The 12,173-nt window shown below is 50.4% G+C and carries 5 protein-coding genes; 4 read left to right on the top strand and 1 reads right to left on the bottom strand.

Going from position 1 to position 12,173, the window contains the following annotated elements; genetic code table 11:
* Positions 1 to 31 precede the first annotated feature (31 nt).
* Positions 32 to 478: a putative toxin-antitoxin system toxin component, PIN family gene (locus tag C7W93_RS08895; protein WP_108439681.1), complete on the bottom strand. Its 447-nt coding sequence runs from the start codon at positions 476 to 478 to the stop codon at positions 32 to 34.
* Between the two features lie 64 nt (positions 479 to 542).
* Here C7W93_RS08895 and yaaA point away from each other — a divergent pair, with 64 nt between their 5' ends.
* From yaaA to C7W93_RS08875, 4 genes are all read left to right on the top strand, one after another.
* Positions 543 to 1,343 carry a peroxide stress protein YaaA gene (yaaA, locus tag C7W93_RS08890; RefSeq protein WP_108439680.1) on the top strand — a complete coding sequence of 267 codons (801 nt, stop codon included), beginning with the start codon at positions 543 to 545 and terminating at the stop codon, positions 1,341 to 1,343.
* Positions 1,344 to 1,954: 611 nt separating this feature from the next.
* Entirely contained in the window at positions 1,955 to 2,518 is a 564-nt protein-coding gene (locus C7W93_RS08885; RefSeq protein WP_108439679.1) for a hypothetical protein, read from the top strand.
* 58 nt (positions 2,519 to 2,576) lie between these two features.
* The gene (locus C7W93_RS08880) at positions 2,577 to 5,186 is read left to right on the top strand and encodes a hypothetical protein (protein ID WP_108439678.1); all 2,610 of its coding nucleotides are present in this window, start codon (positions 2,577 to 2,579) and stop codon (positions 5,184 to 5,186) included.
* A 467-nt stretch (positions 5,187 to 5,653) separates the two neighbouring features.
* Positions 5,654 to 12,106: an SdrD B-like domain-containing protein gene (locus C7W93_RS08875; protein WP_108439677.1), complete on the top strand. Its 6,453-nt coding sequence runs from the start codon at positions 5,654 to 5,656 to the stop codon at positions 12,104 to 12,106.
* Positions 12,107 to 12,173 lie beyond the last annotated feature (67 nt).

Raw genomic sequence — 12,173 nt, 5'->3', positions numbered from 1 at the left:
GCGGTTTGTTGCAAAATCCACAGCGGACGCACTATTCAGGCTGTGCTGCGCTCCAGGCTTGCGGCGGAATAATCGCAAAAAGTCCGATTTTAGCGGTTTTTCGGGCTAATTTCAGCAGGGCTTTATCTTTGGTAATCAGGGTCGCTGCATCCGAACCCAAGGCCAATTCAAGGAATTTTTGATCATCCTTATCCGTACAAATCGGCAAGCGCACGTCGGTACGCGGGGAAAGTGCGGTTGGCTCCAGCATTTTTATCAACGTATCGAACTCTGCATTGATGGTTGGGCGGGTCTGATCGTCGATCGGCAAATGGGAATAATGCAAAACTCTTTGCCACTCTGTGCGACAGTCGGCGCGCGTCACTGCTTCAACGCTGCCGGATTGCAGGGCTTCCATCAGGGCGGCCCAGCGCGGATCGCGGAATACAAACAAATCCAAACAAACATTCGTGTCGATTACTATGCGCTTCGGTATCATTGTGGAAATTTCTTTTCTGTATATTTATTAATACATCATTAATACATAAGGTTGGATTGTAACTATGTTAATTGTTTTATCGCCAGCCAAATCGCTTGATTACACCACACCACCGACAACCGATGTGCATACGTTGCCCGATTTTATTGGGCGTTCCGCCGAATTGGTGGACATATTGAAAAAATTATCGCCGGCGGAAGTGAGCGGTCTGATGCATATTTCCGATACGTTGGCGCATCTGAATGCCACGCGCTTTTCTTCATGGTCCAAAAAATTTACTAGCGCTAACGCTAAGCAAGCCATTCTGGCATTTAACGGCGACGTTTATGAAGGGTTTGATGCCGGTTCGCTCAATGCCAAACAATTAACCTACACGCAAAGCCGGGTACGTATTCTATCCGGCTTGTATGGAATGCTGCGACCGCTGGATTTGATGCAGCCCTACCGACTGGAAATGGGCACCAAGTTAGCGAATGCTGGCGGGAAGAACTTATATGCGTTTTGGCACGATACGGTGACGCTGGCATTGAATCAGGAACTGTCAAAATTAAAGTCTGACGTTCTGGTCAATCTGGCATCCGACGAATATTTTAAAGTCGTCAGGCCGAAAGTATTGGAAGCGAATATCGTTGCGCCGGTATTCGAGGATTGGAAGAACGGGAAGTACAAAATCATTTCGTTCTACGCCAAGCGTGCGCGGGGTTTGATGGCGCGCTATGCAACGGTAAATAAAGTCACGGATCCTGAACAGTTGAAAGATTTTGACGTGGATGGCTATCAATTCGCGGCGACAGATTCGGATGCCGGACGTTGGGTATTTCGGCGTCGTCTTAGCTTAGCGCTTAATCAGGCGAATACGCCGTGACTATAAAACCGCAAATTCTCTGAAAAATTCATAAGGGGAATTGCGGATTTTGCAGAGGGCACAATGCTGCCCTTACTGCCTTACTGCTATTTCTTGTCTCGCATCTGCATATTTGCCACATTTCTCATCTAATGTGCGCTCCCCCACATCAGCTTTAATTCTGAAGCGACTCTGATTCTTACTTTCCTTACCTTTTTTTTTTCGATGCCTGATATTCGCCATCAGCTCTCGTGTTTGAAAAAATAGAAATAATTAACCGAGAAATTTCTGCATTAATTCAAGATAAATCCACTTACGTTTATAGAGTTTTCCCGTATCGATGCGATCCTAATTTTTGTATAGTTCTGATCTTGCATGGTGGCTGGCTGCGTAGTCCATCCAATTTTTTCCGTGTGACGCATAAGTACAGCTTCTTGATTCTGGCTTTTCAAATTTTCTTCCGCGAGACCATAAATCTCCTCGCAGTTCAAAACAGCTTCGATGTGTGTTGTCGCGTTTTTGCGCGCATAACGCGGCTATGCGATTGTCGCGGGTATAGCTGTTTGAAATGAAGTCAGGCCACGCATCGAGCCGAATTTAAGAAAAAATTGTGATCAAAATGAGGACTGCTAATGATGAAATTTAACTTCAATATGTCAGCGATGCGCTCTGCGCGCACGCTTTGTTTGCCACTTTTATTATTAGGTAGTGTGTCAGTCGCGCACGCGCAGATCGGCGTTGGGAACGATAAAAATAAGCCCCACGCCAACGCGCAACAGCCGGTGCAAGTCCATCTTACGGTGCATAAAGTCGAGCGCATCAATGGCAAGGAAATACTCAGCGAAGCGACCCAAGCCGCTCCTGGCGAAACGCTTGAATATCGTGCGGTCTATAGCAATACCGGCAAAGTATCTGTGCAAGGTGTACTCGCAACGTTGCCGTTGCCACCGGGCGCCGTGTATCTCGCCAATAGCGCCCAGCCTACCAAAGTAACGGCGAACACTAGTGATAACGCGTTGTTCGCCGCAGTTCCCCTTACACGCCGGATGGTGGCGGCAGACGGTGCTAGCAAAGAAGCCCAAGTGCCATACGCTGACTACCGAGAATTGCGATGGCAGTTGGGCGTTCTGAAAGCCGGTGAGCAGCACACCGTTGTTGCACGCGTACACATCGGTGCGTTGACAGCGCTGCGTTGATCACTATTCAAGCACTATTTCGTAGCATTAATGTTTCCCCTATTTGGAGCTCGTAAACATGTTTCCCCCTCTTTATTTACAGGCGACTTCTCGTTCTAAAGACAATGCTCTGTCGCGTCTGGTCTTTTACATCTTTTTGATTAGTGCAATCCTGTTGTCTTCTATGGGGCATGCAATCCCGTTGCCGGGAACTGAGATTGGAACGCAGGCATCGGCTACCTATTCGATCGCTTCGGGAAATGATGTTCAGGTATTTTCGAATAAAGTGAAAACGACGATTAAGGCGCTTCCTGGCCTGACGTTGGAAGGATCGGATTATGCCGAAGGTAAGCAAGAATTGCTTACTACTGTAGTCAATACGGGTAATGTAAAGATCGCAAAACTGGCGCTGTCAGTTGAATCATTAACTGGCGTGAAAACGTATTTGGTTAATGGTGAAGCGGCAGCGGTTGGTGGCGTGGTTGCGTTCACCGATTCGGCTATCGAACCTGGTGCGACCTATCAATTTAAATCTGTCTTTGACGCAGAGATGGAAGCGACCGCCACCATCAAGATCATTGCTTACGATGCAAACGGCGTCAAATTAGTTGAGTCTGCCGAACACGTACAAACATCGCATTTCACTGACAAAATGGCATTCCATGCTGTGGTGGGCGATCCAGAACTGAAGCTGATCCGCGGCGAGCAAAAACCTGTCAATTTCCGCTTGGGCCTGAGCAAGGATGCGACTGCCACACCGCAGAAACGCGTGATGGCATTTGATATCGCCTTCGGTGATAACGCTAAAGGCCTTGAGTTTATCCCACAAGATTTTGAAGTGATGTTGAACGACGGCGGCGGTACTTTAAATACGCCTCTGAAGCCAGGTCAGGAAGACCAATGGTCGCAAGATGGTGAAGTGCTTAAAGCAAAGTTGATCCGCGCGGATCAACGCTCGCTGCGTTTGTTGATTGAATTGAATGAGACTGGTGAAGAGCGGGCGCGTTTAAGTTTCAATATCGGCGCAAAAACCGACGCTGTATTTTCCGTACATAGATTCAATGCACGTTTTGGTGAAGCTAACTGGGATACCGGTGATTTAGTTAATCCGGCAAAGGTTTCGTCATCTTCTCCTATTCAAGTCACCATCGCTAGTGCCGATGCAGATGGCCGGAGCGTCACGCTTACGCATGCGGGCAATACGCCGACTGTGATCAATGCAGTAGATGGTCAGATTATTGGTTTGCGCGCTCTGGTAAAAAATGATGGTGAGGCCGCAGATAAAATCATCCTTAAATACACAGGTACACAAACGTTTCCAATAGATACGGTATTTAACTGGAATGATGTCGATGTGACGACCAATGAAGACCAAGAGCAGGAACTGGCGTTGGAAGCTGGCGAAGAACGTCTGTTGACTTTCTCAGTTAAATTGCCGCCGCATGCGCCACTACCACCGCAAGTTGCCATGCTTGATTCAACTAGCGATCATGAAATCGTGCTGTCGGCGCAACCTAAAGGCGTGGCCGAGCCTGTTGCCATTAAGCTGTTGGGTTACAAAATCAAGATTACCCAGCGCAGTGTTGTGTTGAACACTGAAGGTAATAAAATTAACTATTTGGTAGAACCTACAAGCGCGACGACTACGATCAAACTCAAGTTACAAAATAGTACGTCTACCTCTACAACTAACCCATCGCACGATTTGTATAATTTAACGGCAGCATTAGACGGGCTTGACGTGAAATTGTATGAAGCCGCCGGCGATATGTGTGGTGCTGCACCAAGCGGCGCTACCGCAACGATGACCAGCGACAAAATTCCAGCAGGCGGGCTGCAAAATATCTGCGTGGCAGCTGTTGGAAAAAATGGCGGCTTGATCGGGGAAATTAGCGCTGAACTTGTATTGACGGTCACCCCGACACTTGGAAATTCCACACCGGTCACGTTAAAACTTAATTTGTATCTAGGGCAGATTGATCAGGTGGCAGACACGTTAGAAAAGAAAGTCGTTCGTGGTAGTTCTGTGTCCTTCGTGCATCAGATCAACAATACTGGTGCTGCTGCCTTAACTATTGGTAAAGCTGACGTCACGCTAGTGAATAACAAAAAAGGATGGTCCTCAACATTCATCATGTTGGAAGGTGTGAAAGATAGTCAGTCGCGCGCCGTTGATACATTAGTTATTGCGCCAGGTACTTCTGGCCGGATTGAAATGACGGTGATGGCACCGATAGACGGGACTCCCGGTGAGTACGATGCCACTACATTGACTGTCAAAGGTATTTACGCCCATTCGGACGATGTTCATGCGCTGTTGAATGTGATCTATACGTCGCAGGTGGAGACTGAAGGCGGTACGCTCGTAAAGCAACAAGCGCTTGACGCAGGTTGTAATATCACTGCGCCGATCTATAGTCAGAACGCGATTGACGCTGAGCCCGGTCAATGCGTCTGGTATCAAGTGCAACTTACGAATAGCGCTGAGACGACTATCGACAAAGTTACATTGACAGACAGCCTGTCGCGATACGCTGAAATCGACCTGAAGACGATCACGTTGAAATCGGCCAATGGCCAAGTCAATGACGTCACTGTAGCTAACGGTATCATCACCGGAAAATACCGCGAACCGCTGGCTACCGGTAGCACACTTACCCTTGAGTATCAGGTTAAGATCGCGCAATAAAACTTCATCAGTAGTCCGTATCCAGTGCTAGCGGAATTGCTGGTGCGGTACAGAATGGCTTGAGAAATTAAGCATTGTTGATCGGCGGGTTCGCGCCGATCAACCTTCTTGTTTACTGCGTTGAATAGAAACGTTACTGTAGTTAATTTCAAGATAAATTCCCTTAGCTTTAAAGAGTTATCTCATATCGCTGAAACCCATATTTTTATATAGTTCTTCGGTTGCTTTTGCCGTTAGCTTTGTCGTTCAGATTTGCACTTACTGAATCCTTTTGTTTTGGCACGTCAGTATCGTAAAACTACAGACCCATGCAGTAGTTCTTCTAAACAAGCCCTTACACAAAGTAAGCGTTTCGCCTTGGTCGTAAAGGATGGACGTTGATCTTTTGCTTACCTCAAGTCTTCTTGAAAAAACTTTTTTGCAGATTAGTTTGCAAGTTTTTTTAAGGTCTTATTACGGAATATTTTATGTTTGCATCGTTAGGTTGGCGCCAATTTTTTCGGGTCGGAGTGTTATTGCTTCTTTTGTCGATTGTGTTGCAGGCGCACGCGCTTCCACCATCGGCGGGAACGCTGATTCAGACTCAGGCCAAAGCCGCTTTTCAATATGAATCGGGTGAAGCCGGAAATAGCGTCTCAAACACGGTGGAAATCAACATTCGGCCGCTTGAGCATGTTGCGCTTGAGGCCGCCGCTATCGTGCAAGCATTGCCGGGTAAGCAAATTGTGATTCCTTTACAACTGCGCAATATTGGCAATACGCTTTCGCACTATCAATTTTCTCTCGGCAGTACCGATGGCTTCCAAATCGCCCATCCAAAACTATATCTGGATGTGAATCAAAATGGATCGTTCGATCCGGCATCTCCGTTAATTTCTGCATTGCAGTCTGATACTGTTGCTGCGAATACAGGTACGCCACTTGCCGTGGTTGCTGGACATAATGCCGCCTTGTTATTGGTTGGAATAATACCGGCAGATGCTAGCGGCCGTATTACTCTCAACCTGACGGCGGTGACGCAATTACAAAACGTCAGTGCTAATAAAAAAATCCAACTCCAAGTGGCCGATGGTGCACTGGTTACGGTGCAGCAACAAGTTTCATCGCTATGGCCTGCGCCGGGCGCGACTGTTGATTTCAGCGTAACGGCGCGCAATCAGGGTGATGTCGATGCGAATGGGACTGAACAGATGGAGGCCGAAACGATTCGCATCGATGGTCAACTGAAGTCGGTGTTTTTGCTACGTCATTTGCTTCCGCCAGACGCGACTTATGTGCCGGGAACCCTACGCCATAACGCCGCTGACGGACTACGCTTATACCGCTTGGCTAGTGAGCCTTCCGGCAATTACCGTCAATTCCCGCCAGGCACGGAAGAGATCGCGCTGGATGCCGTTGAGTTAGCCATCGCCACCAATCAATTGGATGCAGGCGCAACGCTGCAAGCCAACTTTAGTTTGCTGTTGACGAGTAATGCGGAGGCGGTCGTTGATACCGTTATTGACGCGTATTACAAGCAAGGCACTGCACGTAGTAATCAAATTAGTTTGCGCCCGGGCGCAGATAAAACACCGGATTTGGTGCCGTTGGCAACGGTCGCCGATCTCGCCATTGGCGGGACTGCAACCTATTCTTTCAGTGCCCGCAATATCGGCGGTAAGTCTACTGATCCAGCACAAGCAGTGACTATTCGCGCTACGTTGCCGATTGGTTTAAGTATTGTTAATTCGACGGCGGGCGGGCAATGGCAGTGTGATGTTAGTGGCACGCCGTTGCAATGTTCTACCAATCAGACATTCGAGGCGGGCAGCTTCAGCACTGCGCTGACACTGACAGTCCGTGCTGAGAAAAGTGCGCTTCCGGCAGGTGAAGTTGAGGCCATCTTGCAGGGCAAGGTTGAAGTCGAAGGCGGCGGCGAGCCTGCGCAAAATACCGGGAATAATCAATTGCATTACGCAAGCCGTGTCGGCGTTGGCGCGACTTTGGCTGGACGGGTCTGGCTCGATACCGCGCAAAACGGCCGCTATGACGCTGGCGATGCATTGCTGGCAGGTTGGAAAGTTGAGCTGCGCTCCGCCGATCAAAGTGGCAGCACGATCAATACGGCAAAAGACACGGTTATCAGCACTGTCACCACCGATGCGCAAGGTGCTTATCAGATGACCGCCATCCCGCCTGGCGGCCTATATCGCTTACGCTTTTTTTCCAGGCAGGGAACCTTAATAGGAACGCCGATGGACGGTGAACCCGGCCAGCCGCAAGCGCAAGCTGTGCGCGACTTTGGCAGCGGGGAGTTGGCATACGCGCATCTCGCCGCCGGTCGCACCTACACTGAACAAAGTCTGGCAGTATCGCCGAGCGGACGGGTGTATGACGCCGCTACGCGAGAGCCTGTAGCCGGCGCTATCGTCAGGATGGAAACGGATGTAACCGCATTTGATCCATCCAACCATTTGCTTGGTATCGAACATAGCGGCGAAACGACGACGGACGAGCACGGTTTCTTTTACTTCGCGCTGACACCGAATGCCCCCGGCGGTGAGTACCGCTTTGTCGTCGCTGCATCAGGCTATCGTGATGGCTTTTCCACATTATTGCCTCCGCAAGATGCGCCCGTACGATTAAACGCGGCGCGCGCTGCTGGCCCCGGCGTGTTCAAAGTTGTTCCAAATTTCAATTTGCCCGCAGTCGGTGAAGCTGTCCGGTATTACAGCGCAATGCAGCGTGACGCAGGCGCACCGCGTCTGGTGAATAATTTACTGGCGATCGATTCAACCCAAGAAGGAGGCGGTGCGCTGTCATTGCGCAAGACTGCAGATCGCCCAGAAGTTGAACTGATCGACTTCGTCAATTACAAACTTGAACTTGCCTATAAAGGTCCGATGGCACTAGCCGGTTTCGATATCGTCGATAACCTGCCGACGGGTTTTGCATACGTGGCCGAATCTGCGCGATTACGCATCGGCGGTTCCGGTGTGACAGCAATACAGCCGGAAATCCATCAGGGACGTTTGCGCTTTGCTGCACCTAAAACAGCGTGGAATACGGACACGCCCGTAGAAATTACCTACCGTGTCAGAGTCGGCGCTGGCGCACGCGAAGGCATGTTGGCGGTTAGTCGCGCCAAGGCCAGCACCAGCGGTCTGGTCTCAAACGAAGCAAGCGTCAGTGTGCGAGTAGTCGGTGGCGTGTTTACCAGTGATGCCTTTATTTTAGGGCAGGTATCGTTATCTTGCGATAGCGATGCAGAACTAGCGCCGCGTGGCGTGCCGAATGTCCGGCTTTATTTGGAAGACGGTAGCTTTGTCGAAACCGATGAGGACGGCAAATACAGCTTCTATGGCGTCAAACCACTAACCCACGTCATCAAACTTGATCCAACGACGCTGCCGCCCGGCAGCACGCCACTATTATTAGTCAACCGTCAGGCGGGGAGCGCTGGCAGTCAGTTCGTCGATTTGCGGAACGGTGAATTAGGCCTCGCCGATTTTGCGCTGACGTGCAATGCCGCCATTCAGACCGACGTAGAAGCACGTCGCATTCAGGCGCAGCAACGTGCGCCGGAAATTCAGACAGCGCTACAACGGCAGTTTGACGTACAGGGTATCGATAAGGCTGTTGTCGATGTGAAGGCAAGGATGGCTAGCGGGATGCTGGATAACAAGGCGACTACGGGAAAAAACAGCTTGACTGCTGCAATTGAGCCAACTCTGATGCAACCTTCGGATACCAAAAATTTATTAAAGCCCGCTACTGATGTTACTGTCGATAAACCTGTACAAACCTTGGTCCCACCAAAATTTGAGCAGCTGCTTAAGACCGCAGATGGCGCATTGGATTTTATTGATTTAACAGACCATCAGCAGCAGCCACGGCGCCAAATTAATATTAGTGTCAAAGGTCCGGCAGGGTCCGATCTTCGGCTTGATGTCAATGGTGTATTGATCGGAATGGAGCGGGTAGGAACGCGTAGCGTATTGGCCGCACGTCAGATCGCCGCTGTGGAATACATCGGTATTGCACTCCAGGCCGGTCCTAACAAGCTCACCATCAGGGCAGGCACAGAAACTAAAACCATCACTGTCATAGCACCCGGCGATTTGGGGCGCATCGCCATTACGGCACCAGAACAATCGATCGCTGATGGCAAAACGCCCATTTCCGTTCAGGTGACTGCAACCGATAGCGCTGGCGTACCGATCATCGCACCGCATTTGATCACGTTGACTGCCAGCGGCGGTCGTTGGGATGTCGTAGACAGCACGCCTGCACAAGCCGGGGTACAAGTCGTGATTGAAGGCGGCAGCGCGGTGTATCAATTAATACCGCCGAACTTGCCGGGGGAGTTGGTCGTGCAAGTTGGCAGCGGCACGGTCACAGCGCGACATACCATACGGTTAAGCGCCGAATTGCGGCCTATGATTGCTACCGGTGTAGTGGAGGGCGTCATTAACTTGCGTAACGGTCAGATAGAGTCTGCCGGTTCCCGCGATGGTTTTGAGCGAGAGCTCAGTCGCATTGGTCGTGACTGGGATGGCGGAAAAATGCAAGCGGGTGCACGTGCTGCTTTTTTCCTCAAAGGTAAAGTTAAAGGCGAGTATTTATTGACCACGGCTTTCGATAGCGAAAAAGATGTCAAAGATCGTTTGTTCCGAGATATTCAGCCCGACCGCTATTATCCGGTCTATGGCGATTCTGCTCAGCGGGGCTTTGATGCGCAATCGACTAGCCGCTTATATCTGCGTGTGGACAAGCAGCATAGTTATTTGGTGTATGGCGATTTTCTGACGCAGGATGCCAGCGCAGTGCGGCAATTAACCCGGTATCAACGTGGCGTTACAGGTTTGAAGCATCACTATCAAAATGCTGATGGCGATATCAATGCCAACGTATTCGCCAGTCGCGATAGTTTGGTGCAGCAAGTCAAAGAAATCGCCGCTAACGGCACATCCGGACCGTTCCCGATGTTTGGCGTGGATTTTGTCGAGAACAGCGAGCGCATCGAAATCATCACCTACGACCGCAATCAGCCCGGTATCGTCGTGACCACGCGCATGCTGGCACGTTTTGCCGATTACGATATCGAGCCTTTGAGCGGCACTTTGCTCATGAAAGCGCCGGTCCCTAGCATTGACCCCAACGGTAATCTCAACCGCATCCGTATCACCTACGAATCTGACGGCAGTGGCGCAAAATTTTGGCTTTATGGTGGGGATGTTGAAGTCAAGGTCGCTAGCGGTGTCACGATTGGTGCGGTTGCTGTACAAGACCGCAATCCGGCGCAAGCGCGCACTTTGCGTGGTGTAACTTTGCAAGCAGAGCTAGCACCGGGAACAATGCTGGCCGCCGAACTGGCGCAAACGGAAAGTGCGGACGTGCACGGGCAGGGCGCGCGTATCGAAGTGCTGCATCAATCGGCGGATATCAAAGCGCGCTTGCAAGCGGTGCAAACCGATGCAGGTTTCGATAATCTGAATGCGGCCGTAGCGGCAGGCAAGACTGATATTCGTGCGCAGGTTGAACTTCGTTTAACTGAACGCGATAGCTTAAAAGGCGAATTGGTGCGTTCACGTACTGGTGTGAGAATGGGCGGCGCAACTAACGCGGGCAGCAACGCAATCAACGGCATCGCTAACACGGCTGCGACAGAACTGAAGGGCGTTTTAGTCAGCGCAGAACATGTTTTTGACGGTGGTGTGCGCGCTGAAATCGGCAGTCGGGTCGTCCGTGGGCAAGCTGCCAGTAACGTCGGTGCAAGCGATCTCAACTTAAATACCGCACGCGTCAAACTCACCGCGCCAGTGCCTGGTATCGCCAGCGCAAGTATGTATACCGAATACGAACGCGATGTACGCGATCCCGATCAACGCTTGTTGGCATTCGGTGGCGATTATCAACTTAACGCCAGTACCCGTTTATACGGACGGCATGAAGCGATATCCAATCTGGGTAATTTGTACGAACTAGGCGATCAACGAGAAGGTGGCCAATATCGCAGCTTTGCAGGGATAGAAACCGAGTATTTGCCGGATGCCAGTTTGTTTAGCGAATACCGTCTCGGTAGTGCTATGGATGGCCGCGATGCACAAGCCGCGATTGGTTTGCGCAACGGCTGGAATCTGGCCGAAGGCTTGCGCTTGAATACGAGTTATGAACATACCCGAGCACTCTCAAGAAACAGCGAAGAAGGTAGCAATAGCGAGGGCGACGCAACTGCGGTGACCGGCCAGATCGATTATCTGGCGAGCGCACGCTGGAAAAGTAGCGCCAGTCTGGAGCTGCGTCAAAGCGGCCGTGAACGTAGCATGCTCAATACCTTAGGTCTAGCTTTTAAGCTTGATCATGACTGGACTTTTTTAGGTAAAAGTACGCTGTATCAAACCACTGGGCGAGATGCGAATACGCGTGATGGTCTGCGGATGCGTCAGCGCGCTGGATTCGCCTATCGGGAGACGGAACGCAACGCAGTCAACGCGCTCGGTTATTACGAACACCGACTAGAAAATGGCGGCTTAACCTTGCTACCTGACGCCCGGCGTCAAGTCCATTTGATATCAACCCATGCCAGCATTAAGCCGAGCCGAAAAGTAACGGTGTCAAGTCGATACGCCTACAAGCATGTCAGCGAAGGCGGTGTAATCAATAGCACGTTGCAAGGTCATCTGGTTTCCGGTCGGATTAGCCGTGACTTATCACCTAATTGGGATGCCAGTTTAGCCGCTTCGCTATTTGCCGACAACGCGGGTCAACGGAGTTACGCAATGGGCGGGGAAGTCGGCTATCTGATGCGTGATGATCTTTGGGTTTCCGTCGGCTACAACTTCTTTGGCTTCACCGACCGTGATTTTTCTGATATCGCACAAACGGCGCAGGGAGTGTATTTGCGGATCAGATACAAGTTCGATGAAAACAGTTTTTAAGCGATTAGCTTTTTAAAATAAACGAATAACAAATGACGAGTAACAGTATGATTTTCAATCAATTTTT

This window comes from Glaciimonas sp. PCH181, assembly GCF_003056055.1.
Classification (GTDB): Bacteria; Pseudomonadota; Gammaproteobacteria; order Burkholderiales; family Burkholderiaceae_D; genus Glaciimonas.
The sequence above is the reverse complement of the archived record's forward strand: the minus strand, read 5'-3'. Positions and strand labels throughout refer to the sequence as shown.